This is a genomic window from Streptomyces sp. NPDC038213, assembly GCF_055600495.1.
This window is the reverse complement of sequence record NZ_JBVJYM010000008.1, coordinates 84,886-105,537: the sequence shown is the minus strand read 5'-3', so window position 1 is coordinate 105,537 and position 20,652 is coordinate 84,886. Positions and strand designations below refer to the sequence as shown.

Annotated in this window: 15 protein-coding genes and 2 tRNA genes; 10 read left to right on the top strand and 7 right to left on the bottom strand. The window is 75.2% G+C overall.

The genetic code is table 11. The features are described 5' to 3' along the window. Positions 1 to 79: 79 nt before the first annotated feature. From ACZ7JZ_RS14900 to ACZ7JZ_RS14885, 4 genes are all read left to right on the top strand, one after another. Positions 80 to 1,603, top strand: coding sequence for a peptidoglycan-binding protein (locus tag ACZ7JZ_RS14900; RefSeq protein WP_470938674.1), 1,524 nt, complete (start codon positions 80 to 82; stop codon positions 1,601 to 1,603). Positions 1,604 to 2,256: 653 nt separating this feature from the next. After that, on the top strand, positions 2,257 to 4,122 hold the full coding sequence (locus tag ACZ7JZ_RS14895) for an SPFH domain-containing protein (protein ID WP_470938347.1): 1,866 nt from the start codon (positions 2,257 to 2,259) through the stop codon (positions 4,120 to 4,122). 253 nt (positions 4,123 to 4,375) lie between these two features. Next, positions 4,376 to 4,996 (top strand): lytic polysaccharide monooxygenase auxiliary activity family 9 protein, encoded by a 621-nt coding sequence (locus tag ACZ7JZ_RS14890; protein ID WP_470938344.1) that lies wholly within the window; start codon positions 4,376 to 4,378, stop codon positions 4,994 to 4,996. 76 nt (positions 4,997 to 5,072) lie between these two features. Then, positions 5,073 to 6,749, top strand: coding sequence for an AMP-binding protein (locus ACZ7JZ_RS14885; protein ID WP_470938341.1), 1,677 nt, complete (start codon positions 5,073 to 5,075; stop codon positions 6,747 to 6,749). Between the two features lie 50 nt (positions 6,750 to 6,799). On the opposite strand, the gene ACZ7JZ_RS14880 is transcribed toward ACZ7JZ_RS14885, so the two are convergent. Continuing rightward, a tRNA-Lys gene (locus ACZ7JZ_RS14880) sits at positions 6,800 to 6,873 on the bottom strand. Between the two features lie 126 nt (positions 6,874 to 6,999). After that, the gene (locus ACZ7JZ_RS14875; RefSeq protein ID WP_470938339.1) at positions 7,000 to 7,758 is read right to left on the bottom strand and encodes an IclR family transcriptional regulator; all 759 of its coding nucleotides are present in this window, start codon (positions 7,756 to 7,758) and stop codon (positions 7,000 to 7,002) included. 421 nt (positions 7,759 to 8,179) lie between these two features. On the opposite strand from ACZ7JZ_RS14875, the gene ACZ7JZ_RS14870 reads away from it, so the two are divergent. Continuing rightward, the gene (locus ACZ7JZ_RS14870; protein WP_470938336.1) at positions 8,180 to 9,877 is read left to right on the top strand and encodes a glycosyl hydrolase family 18 protein; all 1,698 of its coding nucleotides are present in this window, start codon (positions 8,180 to 8,182) and stop codon (positions 9,875 to 9,877) included. Positions 9,878 to 10,001: 124 nt separating this feature from the next. On the opposite strand, the gene ACZ7JZ_RS14865 is transcribed toward ACZ7JZ_RS14870, so the two are convergent. Further along, positions 10,002 to 11,843 carry a putative bifunctional diguanylate cyclase/phosphodiesterase gene (locus ACZ7JZ_RS14865; RefSeq protein WP_470938333.1) on the bottom strand — a complete coding sequence of 614 codons (1,842 nt, stop codon included), beginning with the start codon at positions 11,841 to 11,843 and terminating at the stop codon, positions 10,002 to 10,004. Positions 11,844 to 12,195: 352 nt separating this feature from the next. Between ACZ7JZ_RS14865 and ACZ7JZ_RS14860 the strand changes: the two genes are divergently transcribed. Continuing rightward, positions 12,196 to 13,389: a M6 family metalloprotease domain-containing protein gene (locus ACZ7JZ_RS14860; protein ID WP_470938331.1), complete on the top strand. Its 1,194-nt coding sequence runs from the start codon at positions 12,196 to 12,198 to the stop codon at positions 13,387 to 13,389. A 61-nt stretch (positions 13,390 to 13,450) separates the two neighbouring features. On the opposite strand, the gene ACZ7JZ_RS14855 is transcribed toward ACZ7JZ_RS14860, so the two are convergent. From ACZ7JZ_RS14855 to ACZ7JZ_RS14840, 4 genes are all read right to left on the bottom strand, one after another. Continuing rightward, positions 13,451 to 13,524, bottom strand: a tRNA-Lys gene (locus tag ACZ7JZ_RS14855). Then, positions 13,515 to 14,198 carry a bifunctional DNA primase/polymerase gene (locus ACZ7JZ_RS14850; RefSeq protein WP_470938328.1) on the bottom strand — a complete coding sequence of 228 codons (684 nt, stop codon included), beginning with the start codon at positions 14,196 to 14,198 and terminating at the stop codon, positions 13,515 to 13,517. The genes ACZ7JZ_RS14855 and ACZ7JZ_RS14850 overlap by 10 nt, the downstream gene beginning before the upstream one ends. A gap of 155 nt (positions 14,199 to 14,353) precedes the next feature. Continuing rightward, complete coding sequence (locus tag ACZ7JZ_RS14845) at positions 14,354 to 14,701, bottom strand: hypothetical protein (protein WP_470938325.1); 348 nt, start codon at positions 14,699 to 14,701, stop codon at positions 14,354 to 14,356. Positions 14,702 to 14,937: 236 nt separating this feature from the next. Then, positions 14,938 to 15,534: a histidine phosphatase family protein gene (locus ACZ7JZ_RS14840; protein WP_470938322.1), complete on the bottom strand. Its 597-nt coding sequence runs from the start codon at positions 15,532 to 15,534 to the stop codon at positions 14,938 to 14,940. A 119-nt stretch (positions 15,535 to 15,653) separates the two neighbouring features. Between ACZ7JZ_RS14840 and ACZ7JZ_RS14835 the strand changes: the two genes are divergently transcribed. From ACZ7JZ_RS14835 to ACZ7JZ_RS14820, 4 genes are read left to right on the top strand one after another with little or no spacing between them, the layout of a single operon-like run. Continuing rightward, on the top strand, positions 15,654 to 16,562 hold the full coding sequence (locus tag ACZ7JZ_RS14835; protein WP_470938319.1) for a phosphatase PAP2 family protein: 909 nt from the start codon (positions 15,654 to 15,656) through the stop codon (positions 16,560 to 16,562). Next, entirely contained in the window at positions 16,477 to 17,643 is a 1,167-nt protein-coding gene (locus ACZ7JZ_RS14830) for a hypothetical protein (protein WP_470938316.1), read from the top strand. The genes ACZ7JZ_RS14835 and ACZ7JZ_RS14830 overlap by 86 nt, the downstream gene beginning before the upstream one ends. Continuing rightward, complete coding sequence (locus ACZ7JZ_RS14825) at positions 17,631 to 19,199, top strand: hypothetical protein (RefSeq protein ID WP_470938313.1); 1,569 nt, start codon at positions 17,631 to 17,633, stop codon at positions 19,197 to 19,199. Before ACZ7JZ_RS14830 ends, ACZ7JZ_RS14825 begins: the two co-directional genes overlap by 13 nt. After that, complete coding sequence (locus tag ACZ7JZ_RS14820) at positions 19,196 to 20,569, top strand: AAA domain-containing protein (protein WP_470938310.1); 1,374 nt, start codon at positions 19,196 to 19,198, stop codon at positions 20,567 to 20,569. The genes ACZ7JZ_RS14825 and ACZ7JZ_RS14820 overlap by 4 nt, the downstream gene beginning before the upstream one ends. Positions 20,570 to 20,652 lie beyond the last annotated feature (83 nt).

The following is a 20,652-nucleotide window of genomic DNA, read 5'->3' as shown; positions in this document are numbered from 1 at the left end:
CCGCAACGCATCTGACGAGCTCTCAGGGGAGTGGACCCACCGCATGACGCATCCCCAGCCCCCGGCCGTGCCGACGGCGATGCCGACACCGCTGTTCCAGGACTACGCCCCCGCGGGCGACTGCGCCTGCCCGGGCTGCGTGCGCCAGCGCCGCGACCTCCGCCGCGCCGGGCACCCGGCCGGGCACGGACCGCGCACGGCACTCGTCCTGGTGACGGCCGCCGGAGTGGTGCTCGGCGGAGGCGGCGCCGCGGCCGCCGACCCCGCGGCCCCCGGCCCGGCCGGACCCGTGCCGGGTGGGCCCGCACCGCTGCCCGGCCCCCCGGCCGGGGCGCTCCAGCCGGGCAGCCCGCAGGGCCGGCCCGGCGCGCTCCACGGGCCGGGCGCGGCCGCCGGGACGGTGACCGCCGTGGCCCCGGCCGCGGCCCCGGAGGCCGTCGCGCGGCGCACCGACCGGGCCTCGATCATCAACAGGGCCAAGCTGTGGCTGGACGCCAAGGTGCCGTACAGCATGTCGCTGTACTGGACCGACGGGTACCGGCAGGACTGCTCGGGCTACGTCTCCATGGTCTGGGACCTGGGTTCCAACGAATGGACGGGCAGCCTGGACCGGTTCGCCACCCGGATCACGAAGGACGAGCTCCAGCCGGGCGACATGCTGCTCTTCCACAACCCCGCCGATCCGAACTCGGGCTCGCACGTCACGGTCTTCGGCGGCTGGACGGACCACACGCGCACGTACTACACGGCGTACGAGCAGACCCGCCCGCACACCCGGCGCCAGGCGACCCCGTACGGGTACTGGAACAACGCCGCGAAGTACGTCCCGTACCGGTACAACGGCGTCACCGGCGGAGCCCTGGAGGACCCGGAAGCGGAGCCGCGCCCCGAGCCGCAGCCCCAGCCGCAGCCCGAGCCGCAGCCCGGGACGGGCCCGGTCGCGGGCAACCCGGCCCCGGCCCCCGCCCCTCCCGCCCCCGCTCCCGCTCCTCCGGCCCCCGCCCCCGCCGCCTACCCGGGCGCGGGGTCCTTCGGGCCCGGCGCGAACAACGCCCACGTGACCCGCCTCGGCAGGATGCTGGTGGAGCGCGGCGGCGGCCGCTTCTACGCCGACGGTCCGGGGCCCCGCTGGGGCGAGTCCGACCGGCGGGCCGTGCAGGCCTTCCAGCGGGCCCAGGGCTGGACGGGCCGCGACGCCGACGGCCTGCCGGGCCGGGAGACCTGGCGGCTGCTGGTCCTGGACGCGGGCCGTGACATCCCGCCCGCGACGGCCCCCAAACCCAACCCCACCCCCAAACCCGCCCCGAAACCGGGCACCGCCCCCTCCGCACCCGCCCCTGCCCAGGGCACACGGCCCCTGAAGCCCCCCGCCTACCCGGGGGCGAAGGCCTTCCGCCCGGGCCGCTCGCACCCGGCGGTCGAGGTACTCGGGCGGCAGCTCGTGAAGCGGGGCTTCGGCAAGCACTACACCTCGGGCCCGGGCCAGCGCTGGAGCGAGGCGGACCGGCGCAGCGTAGAGGCCTTCCAGCGCGCGCAGGGCTGGCGCGGCGCGGAGGCGGACGGCTACCCCGGCCCGGAAACCTGGCGACGGCTCTTCGCATGACGGAGGCAAGCATGTACCCCACGCGCACCACGTCCACCACGGGCACGATGCACCCCCTGCCGCAGCCCGCGACCCTGACCCCGGCCCTGACCCCGGCCGCGGCCCCGACTCCGGTCCCTGCCCTGGCCGCGACCCCGGCCCCGACCGCGGCCTCGGCGCCGGCCCCGACCTCCGCCCTGGCCGCGGCCCCGGCCCCGGCTCCGGTCCCTGCCCTGGCCGCGGCCCCGGCCCCGACTTCGGCCTCTGCCCTGGGTGCGACCCTGGCCCCTGTCCTGGGCGCGGGCCCTGCCCCGAGGCCGGCCCCGGCCCCGGGCGCGGGTGCCGACCCCGCGCGCAACCCGGAGCCCGCTCCGGGCGCGGACCGGGATCCGCTGCGCGGGGCCCTTCCCCACCCCGCCCCTTCCCGTTCCTGGGGCTCCGCCCCAGACCCCGCGCCTCAAACTCCCCCCGACTTCGTCCGGGGGGACCCCCTGGCGGGGCTGGAAGTGGCTGATGCCGCCGGCTGGGCTGATGATTTTGCGCAGCAAAATCCAGCCCGCGCAGGGGGTCCCCCCGGACGAAGTCGGGGGGAGTTTGAGCGCACCGTGCGCGCAGCGCACGGAAACGGGGTCCGGGGCGGAGCCCCGGTTTCGGGAAGGGGCGGGGTGGGGGACATGCCCCGCGCAGCGGATCCCGCCCCCGAGCGGCACGAGCCCGCGCCCGTGCACATCGCGCCCGCGCACGCCGCGCCTGCACACGCCGAGCCCGCGCACGCCGAGCCGGGGTACGCCGAGCCCGCACACGCCGAGCCCGCACACGCCGAGCCGGGGTACGCCGAGCCCGCACACGCCGAGCCCGGGTACGCCGCGCCCGCGCGCGCCGAGCAGGAACCACCGGCCACCGAGCTCCCGGCCCGCCGGCCCGAGCCCGTCTCCGTCGGGACCGGCCACGCCGAGGAGGGACACGGGCAGGCGCATCCCGGGCGGCAGCCGACAGCCGCCGGGACCGGACCGGACAGCGACCCCTACGGGACCCCGTACGGCGTTCCCGCCCCCGTACCCCCGGCGGAGGCCGCCGTCACCGTCCCCGCAGGCCGTACGTCCACCGAGGGCGACCGGCACCCGAACCAGTCCGCTCCGGCCGCGGCCCGCCCCGGATCCGAGCACGGCACCGGCTCCGCCCCCGAAGACACTTCGGCCCCCGGTCTCGCGGCCAAGACCGAGCCCGTGGCCGAACCCGGACCCACGACCCGGCCGGACCCCGTGGCCGAGCCCGGACTCGCGACCCGGCCCGACCCCGCGCCCGGACCTACGACCCGGTCCGAACCCGACCCCGCCCCCCAACCCCCCCTCCCCGCCGCCGCCCGCCTGGCCGAGGACGATACGCAGGACCTGCCGGCGGTCGTCGTGCCCGTGGTGTGCGGGGCGCGGCCGGTGCGGGGCGGTGTGCCGGGGCCCGGGGCCGGCCGGCGCGTCGTGCGGAACTCCGGGGCCACCGAGATCCCCGTCCACCTGCTGTTCCGGGACGGGACCGGGGTGCCGGCAGGGTCGGTGCCGGTGCCCGCCCGGACCCCCGCGCCCGCCCCGGCGCCCCGCCGCCCGGCACCCCCGTCCCCGCCCGTGCGCACCGCACCCCCCGCCGACCCCCGCCTGCGCGAGCGCAGCGGCCCGGTGCTGCCCGGCTGGGCCGGTGTGGCCGCCGGGGCGCTCGGGCTGGCCGGGGCCGCGGCGGTGCTGTGGCGGGCCGGGACGCTGCCCGCCTGGCTGCTCCGCCCGGCCGGTCTGGAGCCGAGCCGGTACGACGGAGCCGGGATGCCCCACGGCCCCGCCCTCGCCGCCCTCGCGGCCCTCGGCGTGTTCGTCCTGCTCGCGTTCGGCGGGCTCGGCCGGGGCCGCGCCGGCCACGCCTGGGTGCTGACCCTGTTCGGCCGCTACCGCGGCACCGTCCGCCGCACCGGCCTGGTGTGGGTCAGCCCGCTCCTGCTGCGCCGCCGGGTCGACGTACGCCTGCGGCACTGGCGCAGCGAGCCGATGCACGCGGTGGACGCGGCCGGGCTCGACCTGCGGGTGGTGGTCCAGGTCGTCTGGCAGGTCGGGGACACGGCGCGGGCCGCGCTCGCCGTCGAGGACCACACCCGCTACCTCGCCGAGCAGGTCGAGTCGGCCACGGCCCGGGTGCTGTCCCAGCTGCCCGCCGACGCCTTCCAGGAGGACGCGCCCACCCTGCGGGACGCTGAGGCGGTGGGCGGGGCGCTGACCCGGATGCTCGCGGCGGACACCGCGGCCGTCGGTATCGAGGTGTTCTCCGCGCAGCCGACCCGGATCGAGTACGCCCCCCAGGTCGCCGCCGCCATGCAGCGCCGCCGGGTGGCGGCGATCGACGCCAAGCACCGTGACAGCGTGCTCAGTTCGGTGGTGGACGCGGTGGACGACACGGTGGCCCGGCTGACCTCGCGGGGCCTGGTCGAGCTGGACGACTACGAGCGCAAGGCCCTGGTCAAGGACCTCACGGTCGCCTTCTACACCGGGCGCCAGGAGTAGCAACACCCGTACCTGCAAAGGGAGTAGTGCGCGAACGGCCGGATCCCGCACGGGACCGGCCGTTTCCGCATTGGTCTGGACATGGCCAACCCGCGTCAATAATCTGAGACTTGGTCTAGACCTAAAGCGGGGCGTGTGGGCGCCCGTCCGGACCTCCCCGCAGCACCTCCCCCCTCATGCGCCACCCGTGCACCACCCCGGACCCGCCCCACGCGCCGTCCCCACGCACGTCCCCCCACGTAAGAGGAGCATCATGCGCAACCCTCTCGCATCCCTGTCCCCGGGCCGCCGCGCCGGCGCCGCCGCACTCGGCCTCGGCCTCGCCGCCGCCGGCACCCTGATGCTGGCCCCCACGGCCCAGAGCCACGGCTACACCGACCTGCCGATCAGCCGCCAGAAGCTCTGTCAGAACAAGACCGTGGCCAACTGCGGCGCCATCCAGTGGGAGCCCCAGAGCGTCGAGGGCTTCAAGGGCTTCCCGGCCGCCGGTCCGGCCGACGGCAGGATATGCGCCGGCGGCAACAGCCAGTTCGCCGAGCTCGACGACCCCCGCGGCGGCTCCTGGCCCGCCAGCCGGGTCAGCGCCGGCCAGGGCTACGACTTCCGCTGGCAGTTCACGGCCAACCACTCGGCCACCGACTTCCGCTACTACATCACCAAGAACGGCTGGGACCCCACCAAGCCGCTCACCCGGGCCGCCCTCGACCCGCAGCCCTTCCTCGTCGTGCCCTACAACGGCGCCCGCCCGGCCATGACCACCATCCACCGCGGCACCATGCCCGCGGGCAAGTCCGGCCGCCACATGATCCTGTCGGTCTGGACGGTCAACGACACCCCGATGGCCTTCTACGCCTGCTCGGACGTCACCTTCTGACCCGACCGGCCCCCGGCGGATCCGACCCGGCTCCGGGCGTTAAGTTCTGACGCTGCGTCAGTTATGGTGCGGCGCCATGGGACTTGGCGCACCGGAGACCGTGGCGGAGCTCGTACACCGGCAGTGGGGCGACCACCGCCCCGGTCTGAGGGACCGCACCGGCTCCCTCAGCCACCACCGGGCGGCCCGGGAGGCCGCGGCCCGCGCCGCCCTCCTGGTCGACCTGCTGCCCCGCGGGGCCGAACCGCACGTCGGGGTGCTGCTCGACAACACCCCGGAGTTCCCGCTCTGGCTCGGCGCGGCGGCCCTCGCCGGGGCCGCCGTGGCCGGGATCAACCCCACCCGCCGCGGACCCGAACTCGCCCGCGACCTCCTGCACACCGACTGCCGGATCCTGGTCACCGAACCGGCCCGCCTCCCGCTCCTGCGGGGCCTCGACCTGCCCGGCGTCCGCATCCTGGTCACCGGCACCGAGGAGTACGCCGACCTCCTCGAGCCCTACGCCGCAGCAGCCCCCGGCGAGGCGGTGCTCCGCCCCGGCGGACCCCGCCCCGCCGACCGGATGCTGCTCTACTTCACCTCCGGCTCCACCGGAGCCCCCAAGGCGGCCCTGTGCACCCAGGGCCGCCTCGCCCGCGCCGGGGCCGCCCTGGCCCGGCAGTTCTCGGTCACCCCCGAGGACGTCCACTACGTCTGCATGCCGATGTTCCACGGCAACGCCGTCATCGGGAACTGGGCCCCGGCCCTGAGCGCCGGAGCCGCGGTCGCCCTGAGCCCCCGCTTCTCCGCCTCCGCCTTCCTGGACGACGTACGCCGCTTCGGCGCCACCTACTTCACCTACGTAGGCCGCGCCGTCCAGTACCTCCTGGCCACCCCGCCCCGCCCCGACGACCGCGAGCACACCCTGCGCACCGGCTTCGGCACCGAGGCGGGCGCCGTCGACGCCGAGCGCTTCGCCGCCCGCTTCGGGGTCCGCCTCACCGAGGGGTACGGGTCCTCCGAGGGCGGTGCCGCCATCCAGCGCAGCCCCGGCACCCCGCCGGGGGCCATCGGCCGGGCCGCCCCCGGGGACGACCTCGCCGTCGTGGACCCCGAGACCCGCGCCGAGCGGCCCCGGGCCCGCCGCGGACCCGGTGGGGAGCTGACCGGGGTGGCCGGGGCCATCGGGGAGCTGGTCAACCGGGGCCGCAGCCCCTTCGAGGGCTACTGGCGCAACCCTGAGGCGGAAGCCGCCCGGCTGCGCGCCGGCTGGTACTGGACCGGGGACCTCTTCTTCCGCGACGAGGAGGGCTTCCTCTACTTCGCGGGCCGCACCGACGACCGGCTGCGCGTGGACAGCGAGAACCTGGCCGCCGCCATGATCGAGGGCATCCTCGCCCGCTGGCCGCAGGCCGCGGCCGTCGCCGTGTACGCCGTACCCGACCAGGTCGCCGGGGACCAGGTCATGGCCGCCATCGCCCTGGCGGAAGGGGTCTCCTTCGACCCCGAGGCCTTCGCCGGCTTCCTGGCCGGGCAGCCCGACCTCGGCACCAAGATGACCCCCCGCTACCTGCGGATCGTCCCCTCGATGCCGGTCACCGCCACGAACAAGGTCCACCGGGTGGCCCTGCGCCGCGAGGGCTTCCGCTGCTCCGACCCGGTCTGGTGGCGCCCGCCGGGCGCCCCCGGCTACCGCCCGCTGGGCCCCGGGGACCTGGGCGGCCTGCTCGCCGAGTACGCCGACCGGGGCCGGGCCGGGCTGCTCGGGCCCTGAAAACACTTCGGGCGGGCCCGGTGTGAACCGGAACCCGCCCGAAGACCAGGTGCGCCGCCAGGGACTCGAACCCCGGACCCGCTGATTAAGAGTCAGCTGCTCTAACCAACTGAGCTAGCGGCGCCTGCTGACAGAGAAAATACTACCTGGTCCGCGGGGGTGCTCGCGACCACCCGCCGCCGGGGTGCCGCCCGGCCGCCGTCCGCGGGCCGTCCGGCGGCCACCGGCCCGCACCGGGCGGCCGGACCGGTCACAGGGCGAGCGAGAGCAGAACCGGAGCCGCCTTGCGGTTCAGGGTCTCCGCGGCGGCGCGCAGCCGGTGCGCGTGCTCCACGGGCAGGGACAGGGCCAGGCAGCCGACCGCGGACCCGGCCGTGATCGGCACGGCCGCGCAGACCGTCCCCACGGCGTACTCCTGGAGGTCGAGGGTGGGCACCGTGGCGGGCTGGGCGTCCAGCCGGGAGAACAGCACCTTCTCGCTGGTGATCGTCCGCGAGGTCAGCCGGGCGATCCGGTGGCGGGACAGGTGGTCGCGGCGGCCGTTCTGGTCGAGCTGGGTGAGCAGGCACTTGCCGACCGCGCTCGCGTGCGCCGCCGAGCGGAAGTCGACCCACTCGTGGACCTTGGGGGTGCGCGGGCCGTCGGCGACCTGGGTGATCCGGACCTCGCCGTCGAGGTAGCGGCTCAGGTACACGGCGGCGCCGACGGTGTCGCGGAGCTGGTCGAGGGCCGCCTGCAGCTTGTGCTGGAGGGCCTGCTGCCGGTCGGTGCCCGAGCCGAGCAGGACCAGCGAGTCCCCGACCGCGTACACGCCGTCGGAGACCTGGACGACGTACCCCTCGCGGCGGAGCGTCAGCAGCATCCCGGAGAGGTGGGCGGCCGGCAGCCCGGTCTCCCGGGAGATCTGGGCCTCGGACACGCCCCCGGCGTGCCGGGAGACGGCTTCGAGCACGCGCAGGGCGTACTGCACCGAATGGAACGGCGCGGTCGGCTCGGGCTTCAGCGCCACGGTTTCCCCCCTGGCAGGTTTGTCCGCTTGCCCTACCACGATAGCCAGCAGGAGGCGTACGGGGAGAGGCTGTTGCGCATATTCGCGGCACCCGGTGCCGCCGGGGCCGCCGGCCCGTCCCGTCGCAGATGCGTACGCGCCGCGGCGGAGGCCCTTCCTGAGGGTCAACGGGGTGCGAACGGCGTTTGGCTGGTTTGTTGCCGAAACCTTGCGCGCGGCTACCTGAAGAGATCCTTAAATGGCTTGTCACGAGGGGTGGCGGAGTGGGGCCGGTCTATTGCCCCCTCGCTGACGTGGCCTTTCTCTTCCCAACTGGTCTAGTCCTGCTTTGGACTGAACCATTGACTCCGCCTCCGGGTGACGGCTATCACTTCTCCCAGCACGTGCACCTCCCCGCCCCTCCCGACTCCGGAGGCAGTTCATGCACATCCGTAAACCACTGCTCGCGGCCATCACCACCGCCGCACTCGCCGCCGGAGCGCTGGCAGGTTTCGCGGGAATCACCACGGCCTCCGCGGCCGGATCCGCCTCGACGGGGACCGTCAGCCCCGGGGGCGTGAAGATCGCGTACTACGACCAGTGGAGCGTGTACGGCAACGCCTTCTACCCCAAGCACCTGGACACGCGGGGTATAGCGAGCAAGCTGGACGTCATCAACTACTCGTTCGGCAACATCCACCCCACCAACCTCACCTGTTTCATGGCCAACAAGGCCGCGGGTGACGACAACAACCCCAACGCGGGTGACGGTGCGGGCGACTCGTACGCCGACTACCAGAAGTCCTTCAGCGCGGCCGACTCCGTGGACGGCGTCGCCGACAAGTGGGACCAGCCGATCGTGGGCGTCTTCAACCAGTTCAAGGAGCTGAAGGCGAAGTACCCCCACCTCAAGATCAACATCTCGCTGGGCGGCTGGACGTACTCGAAGTACTTCCACGACGCGGCGAAGACGGACGCGAGCCGCAAGAAGCTCGTCTCCTCCTGCATCGACCAGTACCTCAAGGGCAACCTGCCCGTCGAGGGCGGCTTCGGCGGCCCCGGCACCGCGGCCGGCATCTTCGACGGCATCGACATCGACTGGGAGTACCCGGGCTCGTCCGGCGGCCACCTGGGCAACCACTACGGCCCCGAGGACAAGGCCAACTTCACCCTGCTGCTCAAGGAGTTCCGCGAGCAGCTCGACGCGTACGGCGCGGCCAACGGCGGCAAGAAGTACATGCTGACCGCGGCCATGCCGGCCGGCCAGGACAAGATCAAGTACATCGAGACGGACAAGATCGGCGCGTACCTCGACTACGCGAACATCATGACGTACGACATGCACGGCGCCTGGGACGGCGACGGGCCGACGTACCACCAGTCCCCGCTGCACCCCTCCCCGAACGACCCGACCGACCCCATCGCGCCGGGCAGCGAGAAGTACAGCATCGACGCGGCCATCGACTCCTGGATCGACGGCAACCCGGCCTACGGCATCGCGGGCGGCTTCCCCGCAGGCAAGCTGACCCTCGGGTACGAGTTCTACTACCGCGGCTGGAAGGGCGTCCCGGCCGGGGCCAACAGCGGCCTCGCCCAGTCCGCCACCGGCGGCTCCGCGGCCCGGCCACTGAGCCAGCAGGCCGGCATCGCGCACTACAAGGAGCTCGGCGGCATCGTCGACAACCCCGCGACCACCTTCTGGGACGACGCGTCGAAGTCCTCGTACTTCTACAAGGACGGCGAGTTCTTCACCGGCCTCAACCAGCGCTCCATCCAGGCCCGGGTGGACTACGCCAAGCAGCGCGGACTGGGCGGGGCGATGATGTACTCGCTGCTCGGCCTGGACAACAACGCCACGCTGCTGAACCAGATCTCGGACGCCATGGGCGGCAGCACCGTGCCGACCACGCCGCCGACCACGCCTCCGACGACCCCGCCCACCACTCCTCCGACGACCCCGCCGACCACGCCGCCCGCCACGGGCTGCACCGCGGCCGCGTACGTCGCCGGCTCCGTCTACACCGGCGGAACCGAGGTCTCCCACAAGGGCAAGAAGTGGAAGGCCAAGTGGTGGACGCAGAACGAGGAGCCCGGCACCACCGGTGAGTGGGGCGTCTGGCAGGACCTCGGCGCCTGCTGATCCCCCCACCTGGCGCCGAGCCACGGCCCGCCCCGCACCCCTCGACCGGGGGTGCGGGGCGGGCCCGTTCGCGTCTGCGGCCCGTCCGGGCGGGCGGCCCGTCGGCCCGGACGGACTGCGGGTCTCAGCCGGACTGCGGGGCCGCGGCCGGGTGGGTGCGCACCCGGCCCGCGATCATCTCCGCGATCCGCTCGGGCGACACCGCCCGCGAGTACAGCCAGCCCTGCCCGGTGTCGCAGCCCACGCGGCGCAGCCGGGCCGCCTGCCCGGCGGTCTCCACGCACTCGGCGGTGACGGTCAGCCCGAGCCGGTGGGCGAGCTGGACCAGGGCCTCGACGATGGTCTCGTCGGCGGGGTTGGGGTGGGTGCCCTCCTCGTAGCGGAAGCCCTGGACGAAGGACCCGTCGAGCTTGAGGGCGGAGACCGGCAGCCGGCTGAGGTAGGCCAGGTTGGAGTAGCCGGTGCCGAAGTCGTCGATGGCGATGCGCACGCCCATGTCGCTGAGCTCCTGGAGGGCCTGGAGCGGGCGGCCCGCCGAGCCCATGACCGCCGATTCGGTCAGCTCCAGCTGGAGCAGCTGCGGGTCGAGCCCGGTCTCGGCGAGGATCGCGGCCACGTCGCCGACCAGGTCGGAGTCCCAGACCTGGCGCACGGCCACGTTGACGCTCATGAAGACCGGGGGCTCGCCGGGGTGCGCCAGCTGCCAGCTGCGGGCCTGCCGGCAGGCGGTGCGCAGCACCCACTGCCCGAGCTGGACGATGGAGCCGTCCTCTTCCGCAATTCCGATGAACCGATTCGGCGCCAGGGTGCCGAACTGCGGGTGGTTCCAGCGCACGAGGGCCTCCACCCCCCGCACCGCCCCGCTCGCCAGGTCCACGAGCGGCTGGTACTCCAGGGTGAACTCCTCGCGCTCCACGGCCGGGCGCAGGGTGGAGGACAGGGCCTGCCGGGTCATCCGGTGGGCGTTGCGCTCGGGGTCGAAGAGGGTCCAGCGGGCCTTGCCGTCGGCCTTCGCCCAGTAGAGGGTCGTATCGGCCATCTGCATCAGCCCGGTGGGGGAGGCCCCGTCCACGGCCCGCTCCACCACCCCGATGGAGGCGGAGACGGACAGCCGCTGCCCGACGAGGTCGAAGGGCTCCTGTACGGCGGCCAGGACGGACCGGGCCAGCTCCGCGAGCTGCTCGGTGCCGGTGGAGTCCTCGACGAGCAGGGCGAACTCGTCCCCGCCGAGCCGGGCCACGAGGTGCCCGCCGACGCGCTGGTGTCCGCTGTGCCCGGAGTCCTGGGCGCAGTGCGTGAGCCGGGCGGCCACGGCGGTCAGCAGCCGGTCGCCGACCCGGTGCCCGAGGGTGTCGTTGACGGCCTTGAACCCGTCGAGGTCGAGGTAGCACAGGCCGATCCGGCCGGTGCCCCCGTGCTCGTACGAGGAGGTCTCCAGGGCGCCGGCGAGCCGCTCGAAGAACAGGGCGCGGTTGGGCAGCCGGGTGACCGGGTCGTGCATCTGCAGGTGCCGCAGCCGGGCCTGGAGGTCGCGCCGGTCGCTGATGTCGGCGACGGAGAGCAGGACGTCCCGGGTGCCGGGGACCGGGCCGACGGTGACCTCGGTCCACAGGGAGTGCCCGTCGGGGTGCTTGAGCCGGCGGGTGCAGCGCAGCCTGGCCTGCCGGCCGCGCAGCACTTCGAGGTACGCCTGCCAGGTGCGGTCCTCGGCGGCGAGGTCCACGAGGTCGGCGGCCGGCTGCCCGACCAGGGAGTGCGGCTCGGCGCCGAGCAGCTGGGCCAGGGCCCCGTTGGCGAAGACCACGAGCCCGTCGCGGTCGGCCACGGCCATCGCGAGGTGGGCCGCGTCGAAGGCGGCCCGGTAGTCGCGCGGTTCGGCGGCGGACCTGAGGGGGTGATGACGCTCCGTGGTTGCCTGGCGGCTGCCGCCCGCCGCCGGACCGGGTCCTTCCGAGGTTCCGCTCACCGCTCGCTCCCGGTGTCCGCGCAGGAAAGTGTGCCGATCATAGAGGCTGCCGGGAGCCGCTATCCAGCCACACCGCCGGGGCCCGTGCCCGCCGGGGGCCCGCGGGCGACCGTTCCTGTGCACCTCTGTGCGGCTTTGCAAGGGCTTGAGCGGACGGCGCCGACCGCTGACCGGATGTGACGCTCTGTGAACTTTCAGGGGGTCAGCGGGCCGGAGGGCGGCTCACTCGTGTGGGGCACCGGAACAGGACAATAGAGAACCTATCGGCACAAGGTGGGTGGGATGTCCCGTACCCCCACCGGAGGTCCACGTGCCGCCACAGCCCCCGTCCGCGGGAGTGCAGCGCTCCCGCATGCGCAGCGCCGCCGCGGCCGTCACCTCGCTCTCCGCCCTGGCCGCCGCCGCCCTCGTGGCCGGCCCCGCCGTGGCCGCCACCGGGTCCGCGCCCTGCGCCCTGACCCGGACCTCGGCCCACCACTCGCTCGGCCTGGACACCTGGAACCCGGCCTACCCCAAGCCGGTGCGCACCCTCAACGCCGTGATGGTCTTCCTGTCCTTTCCCGACGCGGCCCCCCACTGGACTCCGCAGGAGCTGGCCGCGGACTACTTCCCCGCGACCAGCCGCTTCTTCGAGCAGGCCTCGTACGGGAGGTTCCGGCTGGTGCCGGACACCGGCCGGGAGTGGATCGCGATGCCCAAGCCCTCCACCGCCTACGGCATAAAGCGCGACTGGGCCCCGGCGGACCGGGCCTCCTACCTGCGCGACGCGGTGGCCACCGCCGACCGCACGGTGGACTTCAGCCGCTACGACGTCGTGTACTTCGTCGCCGACCCCGACGCCCCCGGCGTGGACTCCGACGCCACGAAGGTGGTCAACTTCGAGCGGCCCATCCGGGCGGACGGCTCCGACCTGCGCCGGATCGTCACCGTCTTCGAGGACCACCCCCCGGACCGCAACGTGCTCGCCCACGAGACCGGCCACGTCTTCGACCTGCCGGACCTCTACCACCGCCCCGCGGACGGCAAGGGGGACTGGGACACGTACGTCGGGGACTGGGACGTCATGGGCAGCCAGTTCGGGATGGCCCCGGACCTCTTCGCCTGGCACAAGTGGAAGCTGGGCTGGCTGGACGCCGACCAGGTGGACTGCGTCCAGGGCGGCACCTCCCTGCACACCCTCCAGTCCCTCGGCGCCCCCGCGCTGCCCGGCGGCCGCGGCGGCACCCGGCTCGCGGTGGTCCGCACCGGCGAGGACAGCGTGATCGCGGTCGAGGCCCGGGGGTCGGACGGGAACGACGCGGGCACCTGCACCGAGGGCGTGCTCGTCTACCGCGTGCGCAACGGGGCCGCGTCGGGCGGCGGCCCCGTCGAGGTGCTGGACACCCACCCGGACACCGCCGCCTGCTGGGACAGCTCGGTCTACCCGGAGCTGGCGGACGCCCCCCTGGAGGTCGGGGAGAGCTTCCGGGTGCCGGGGGAGCAGGTCCGCGTCGAGGTCCTGGACCGGACCCCGTCGGGGAACTGGACCGTGAAGATCACCACGTAGCGGAGCGGTACGGGAACACGAAGAAGCCCCCCGCATTGCTGTGGGGGGCTTCTTCCGTCTGTGCGCCGCCAGGGACTCGAACCCCGGACCCGCTGATTAAGAGTCAGCTGCTCTAACCAACTGAGCTAGCGGCGCCTGCTGACGTCGTAGACATTAGCATCCTGACCGGCCGGAGGAAAAATCGATACGCGCACCTCCGCAGATGAGGCGGTGCGCGCGGCCCGGACGCAGGCCCACAGGAAGACCTCGGGGCCGGGCAGCCACGGCTGCCGGCTGTCCGGGGCCACGAGCCAGCGCGAGGGCGCCTGCGGCCGGTCCCCGGGGGCCGGGGAGAGGGCCGGTACGGCCACCGCGTCCCCCCGTCCGTGGCACAGCAGGGCCGGGATGGCCGAGCCCCACTCCTCCCAGTCGAGCAGTGCGGGCAGCCGGTGCGCCGTGCCCGGCGCGGCGAACAGCAGCATCCGCCCGCGGTGCACGGCGACCGGGCCCGAGCCCGGCCCTTCCTCCCAGAGCCTGTCCAGCATCCGCCGCCCGAACACCGCGGGCACGTTCACGACGTCGAAGGCCGAACCGCAGGGCAGCACCGCGGGCGCGGTGGGGCGCGCCTCCCAGAGGGACAGGGTGCTGCGGGGGTAGGGGGAGGCGGAGGCGAGCCACGCGGCGCCGTGCGGGGACACCCGGGCGGCCGCGTACCGGCCGAGCCCCTCCGCCTCCAGCAGCCCGAACAGGCCGGCGCCGTCGCCGTCCAGAGCGGCGGTACGCCCGCCGGCGGGCCTGTTGCGCGTCTCGTCTCGCAGCCAAGAGCTCATGCGCCCTAGATTTACCCGGCGTGTTCATCCGGATCCCGAGAGTTGCGGGAAACCGGGACAGGGGGAGTTGCCGTGGGGTATCTTCCGCGCCGCATATGCCAGTGGCGCCCCCGGTCGGGTGTTCGGCGGTTCACCCGGCCCGGGGTGCGGAGGCCTCAGGCCGTGGCCTCGGACTCCCCGCTCAGCAGGCCGCGCCCGAACTCGATCATCCGGTGCGCGTAGTCCTCGGTCCAGTCGGCCCGCTCCGCGATCGCCGAGGCCGGCAGCCGGTCGAACCGCCGCGGATCGGCCAGCTGCGCCGCGGCCACGGCCTGGAACTCCACCGCCCGGTCCTGCGCCGCCCGGAAGGCCAGGGCCAGTTCGGTCGCGCGGGCCAGCAGCTCCCCGGGGTCCTCGATGGACTCCAGGTCGAAGAAGTGCTCCGGGTCCGCCACGGCCTCCGAGGGCTCGAAGAGCAGCGGGGCGGGGCGCATCCTGCGCTCGGTCCGCTCGGGCTCTGCCATGCGTGTTCCTCCGGCTGGTTCGTCGCGTGCGCGGGCCTGCGCGTACGTGCTGCCACGGTCCCGCACACCGCGTGCGGGCACGACGGCATGCGGACGCACCGGCGGCGCGGCATCCGAACACCGCGCCCGCCGGCCCCTTCCGGGGGGCCCGCCTCCCATTGTCCAGCCCCGCGCAAGACCGCCGCCCGGAGCGCCGTCCGGAGCCCGCCGCAGCGCCGCGCGGGCGGGCCGGGGGCTCAGCCCTCCAGGTGGCCCGTGTCGTTCCAGCGCTCGACGGCCGGGTCCCCGTACGCCCAGCCCAGCACCGACAGCGAGGTCGGGTCGAGGCGGATGCGCGCGCCGAAGGAGGCGTCGAAGCCCAGCCAGCGTGCGGCCAGGGTCCGCAGGACGTGCCCGTGCGCGAAGACCAGGACGTCGCGCTCCGCCGAGCGGGCCCAGGCCACGACCTCGTCCGCGCGCGCCGAGACCTCCGCGACCGACTCACCGCCCGGGGCGCCGTTGCGCCAGATCATCCAGCCCGGCTGCACCGCGTGGATCTCGGCCGGCGTCATGCCCTCGTAGTCCCCGTAGTCCCACTCCACCAGCGCGTCCCACGGCTCGGCGCGGACCCCGAAGCCCGCGAGCTCGCAGCTCTCGCTGGCCCGCACCAGCGGGCTGGTGCGCACCTCGATGCCGGGCAGGCCGTCCCACGGCGCGCCCGCCAGGCGCTCGCCCAGCAGCTTCGCCCCGCGCCGGCCCTCCTCCAGGAGGGGGATGTCGGTCCGGCCCGTGTGCTTCCCCGACAGCGACCACTCGGTCTGTCCGTGACGGGCCAGCAGGATGCGGGGTGCCATGGGTTCTCTCCTGGTCCGAGGTGCAGGGGCGCAAGGGTGCGATCCGGCCATCATCGCGCACATGAACGGGAGGCGGCCCTCCGGGCAACCCCGCGGGCCCTTCCGACGTCTTACGCCGTATGTCTGATCGCCGTGTACACCGCCCGCGCTGGTGGGCCGAACTCCTCCTCCTCGCCCTCGTGTACGCCGCCTACTCAGGGGGACGGCTGCTCGCCCGGGGCGACGTGTCGACCGCCGTCGACAACGGGCTGGCGATCCTGCACTACGAGAAGCTCCTCTACCTGAACGCCGAGCACCCCCTCAACCGGCTCTTCACCGCCGAGCCCTGGATCGGCATACCCGCCGACTTCGTCTACGCCTCCCTGCACTACCTCGTCACCCCCGCCGTCCTGGTCTGGATCGCCCTGCGCCGCCCCGCCGCCTACCTCGCGGCCCGGACCTGGCTGATGCTCTCCACCCTCCTCGGCCTGGTCGGCTTCACCCTGATGCCGACCTGCCCGCCCCGGCTGCTCGACTCCGTCCACGGCTTCACCGACACGATGGCCCAGTACAGCTCCTACGGCTGGTGGGGGGCCGAGGCCAGCGCCCCGCGCGGCCTGGGCTCCTTCACCAACCAGTACGCCGCCATGCCCAGCCTCCACGTCGGCTGGGCCCTGTGGTGCGGCATCCTGCTCTGGCGCCACGGCCGCGGGCCGCTGCTGCGCCTCGCCGGCGCCGCCTACCCCGTCGTCACCGTCATCGTGGTCCTCGGCACCGCCAACCACTACCTCCTCGACGCCGTCGCGGGCGCCGCCGTCATGGGGGCCGGCTACCTGCTCACCGGGCCCGCCCGGCGGTTCGCCGACCGGCTGCGCGGCCGCGGCACCCCGGCCCACCCGGCCGACGGGGCACGCACCGGGCCGGCGGACCAGTCGGAATCCGGCCGTAAGTCCTCGATTGTCAGTGGCGGATGGGAGACTTCCGCGGGTGAGCGCCTACCCGCCCAGCGGAACCCCGCAGACGACGACACTCCGGCAGCGGCTCGCTGAGCTGCGCGGCCCCGCCGTCCCCCCGCGCCCCCTCGACGCGCGGTCCCTGGCGGCGCTCGCCGCGAACCCGGGCTGCGGCAGACGCACCCTGCTCGACGGGGCCGGGATCGACAAGAGCGCCCTCGCCGCGGCCCTCGGCTCCCCCGGCTCCTACGGACAGTCGCAGTTCGCCATGATCCGCGGGAACTCCTTCGAGGCCCGGGTCAAGGACGACGGGGGCACCGAGCTGCTGCGCCTGGTGCACGCCCGGCTCGGGGCCGGCGCCGAGCCGCCCCGCGCCGCGCACGTACCGGACCTGGCCGCCGCCGGACCCGAGGGCCGCGCCGCCCGCACCGCCCTCGCCCTGCGCGAGGCCACCACCTCGGGCACCTGGACCCTCCTCGACCACCCCCTCCTCGCCCTGGAGGTGGCCGGCTCCCCGGCCTACCTGGAACCGGACGCCGTCGTCGTGCACCCCGACGGCCGGTGGAGCGTGGTCGAGATCAAGTCCTTCCCGATGGTCGACGGCTCCGCGGACCCCGCCAAGGTCGGCGCCGCGGCCCGCCAGGCCGCCGTCTACGTCCTCGCCCTGGAGCGGGTCGCCGCCCTCGTCCCCGGCGCCCGCGTCGGACACGAGGCCCTGCTCGTCTGCCCCAAGGACTTCTCCAACCTCCCCACCGCCGCCGCCCTCGACGTCCGCCGCGAGCGGGCCGTCACCCGCCGCCAGCTCGACCGGCTCACCCGGATCGACGAGCTCGCCGCCGCCCTGCCCGCCGGCACCAGCTTCGCCCTCGACCTGCCCCGCGCCGAGCTCACCGAGGCCGTCGAATCCGTCTCCGCCGCCTACGCCCCCGACTGCCTCGCCGCCTGCGAGCTGGCCTTCCACTGCCGCGAGCGCTCCCGCGCGGCCGGCTCCGCCGCCACCCTGGGCCGCGGGGCCCGCGGTGAGCTGGGCGCGCTGGACACGGTCGGGGCCGCCCTCGCCGCCGCGGCCGGCCGCCCCGCCGAGGACTCCGACGAGGCGGCGGACCCCACCGCCGAGGCACTGCGCCGCGCCGCCCGGCTGCGCGCCGAGGCCCTGGAGGCCGCGTGTCCCTCCTGACCACCCTCGCCCGGCTCGAAGCGGTCCGCGCGGGCCGCGCCCGGCCGCTGGCCACCGTCCGCCACCGGCACCTGGGCGGGCACCCGCTGGTCTTCGTCCCCCTCACCACGGCGGGCGAGGCCGGAGCCCCGCTCGGCGCCCTCGTCGGCACCGACCGCGACGCCCCGCGGCTGCTCGTCGTACCCCAGCCCCGCGACCGCGACCTGCGCTGGGCCTTCCTCGCCGACCTCGCCGAGGAGATGCTCCCGTACATCGACGGGTACGCCGACGCCACCGAGCCCGCCGAGCGCACCGAGACCGACCCGGAGACCGGCCGCAGGACCAAGGTCGCCACCGAACTCTGCCTGGACGCCCCGCAGGTGGTGGTGCCCAGCGCCGCCGGACTCGAGTACGTACGCCTCCTCGGCCGGTCCATGCGCTTCCGCCGCACCGCCGAGCAGGACCCCGACGCGCCCTATCCCGCCCCCGCCCGGGTCCCGCTCCTCGGCCGCTGGCTCACCCACCTCGGCGAGCGCTCCCGCACCCCCGGCTCCTCGATGCTCCTGAGCGCCACCGACCTGCTCGCCCGGCACTGGGCCACCGGCCAGAGCAGCCTGGAGGACCAGCACCTCGGCTCCCTCCTGGCCTGGATAGCTCCCGACCCCGCCCTCGGCGGCACCGGCGCCGACCAGGCCCTGCGCGCCGAACTGGCCCGGGACGCCAGGGGCGTGCTCCTCGTCCCCCCGGCGGGCCCCGCCACCGACCCGGCCTTCGACAACAAGCTGCTCGCCCCCGCGATGGCCCGCTACGACGCCGCCCGCGCCGACCGCCCGGCCGACCCGCGGGCCGTGGCCGCGGCCGGGGACGCCGTGCGCGAGCTCGTCCGCACCCAGCTGGAACCCACCTGGCGGGCCGTGTGGCAGGCCCTCGACCTGGTACGGGCCCTGCCGCCCGGCGGGCACACCGAGACCCGCTGGACCGGCGACCGCTGGTCCTACACCGGACACCGCGACCGCGTCCGCGCCGGCGAGCCCCCGCAGCCGCGCCGCGACGACGCCGTCACCGCCGCGCAGAAGCTCGGCCGCCGCGAGACCGAGCAGGCCCGGCTGGACGCCCAGGAGGCCCTGGACGACCCGCTGGTCATGGCCGCGCGCCGGCTCGCGGGCGAGGCCTTCGCCGGCGAGGTCACCGAGACCGTGATGGAGTGGACGGACTCCAAGCGGCCCGGCCCGCGCCCCCTGGTCACCGTCCGCACCGAGGACCGGCCCCAGCTGGAGGGCCGCGCCAAGGTCTACCGCTCCCTCGACGGGCGGTCCCAGAGCGCGGAGTTCGTCCGGCTGGAGCCCGGCGGGGCGGTGGTCCTGCGGCTGCTCGACAAGATGGGCCGCGGCCGGGACCCCGAGGCGGGCACGGTGCCGGAGAAGGGCGACCGGGTCTGCTGGACCCTGTTCGAGCACGAACCGCGCGGCGGACCGCGCCTGCCCGACCCGCAGGACACCCCCTGGACCCACGGCGGCCCGCCGCACCAGGCCGCCGCCGAGGCCGCCGACGCCGTGACCGACGAGGACCTCCTGTGAACCCGCCCGCAGACCGGCGGCCCGCCGCCCCCGGAGCCGCCGCGGCCTTCGACCCGGCCGCCGCCGCGGCCCGCGCCACCGACGGCATCCTGCACGACACGCTGCACGGCCCGGCCCGCGGCGTGGTCGTCGACTCCCCGCCCGGGGCCGGGAAGTCCACCCTCGTGGTCCGCGCGGCCCGCGAGCTCGCCGCTGCCGGACGCCGGCTGATGATCGTCGCGCAGACCAACGCCCAGGTGGACGACCTGGTCCTGCGCCTGGCGGACAAGGACCCGCAGCTGCGCGTGGGCCGGCTGCACAGCAGCGACGCCGACGCGTACGACAGGGCGCTGCTCACGCTGCCCTCGGTCACCCTCTCCGCCAAGCCGGGGGAGCTCGCGGAGCTGCCGGTGGTCGTGTCCACGGCGGCGAAGTGGGCGCACGTCCAGGGCGTGGAGCCCTGGGAGCACGCGATCGTGGACGAGGCCTACCAGATGCGCTCGGACGCGCTGCTGGCCGTGGCGGGGCTCTTCGAGAAGGCGCTGTTCGTGGGCGACCCGGGGCAGCTGGACCCGTTCAGCGTGGTCGGCGCCGAGCAGTGGGCGGGGCTCTCGTACGACCCCTCCGCCTCGGCGGTCGCCACGCTGCTCGCGCACAATCCGGACCTGCCGCAGCACCGGCTGCCGGTGTCCTGGCGGCTGCCGGCCTCCGCCGCCCCGCTGGTCTCGGCGGCCTTCTACCCGTACACGCCGTTCCGCAGCGGCACCGGCCCCGGCGACCGCGCGCTGTCCTTCGGGACGGTCTCGGACGGCTCCGGCCCGGACCGGGTCCTCGACGAGGCCGCCGCCTCGGGCTGGGGCCTGCTGGAGCTGCCGGCCCGGCACACGCCGCGCACGGACCCGGAGGCCGTACGCGCGGTGGCGCAGGTCGTGCGCCGGGCGCTGGACCGGGGCGCCGCGGCCGTCTCGGAGCAGTCCCCGGACCCGGTGGCGCTGACGGCCGACCGGATCGCGGTGGGCACGGCGCACCGGGACCAGGCGGCCGCGGTCCGCGCCGCCCTGGCCGGGCTGGGCGTCGAGGGGGTCACGGTCGACACCGCGAACCGGCTCCAGGGCCGGGAGTACGACCTGACGGTGGTCCTCCACCCCCTGTCCGGCCGCCCGGACGCCACGGCCTTCCACCTGGAGACGGGCCGCCTCTGCGTCCTGGCCTCGCGCCACCGCCACGCGTGCGTGGTCGTCGCCCGCGCCGGCATCCCCGACCTCCTGGACGCCCACCCGTCCACGGACCCGGTCCAACTGGGCGTCACGGTGAAGTTCCCGGACGGCTGGGAGGCGAACCACTCGGTGCTGGCCCACTTGGCGGAGCACCGGGTGGTGTGGCGGCCCTGAAGGGGGCGGGTTCCCCATCCCGGGACCACCGGGCGGGGCCCGGCATGCCGCTGGAGGCGGCTGGTGGGTGCAGCCCCGGGCGG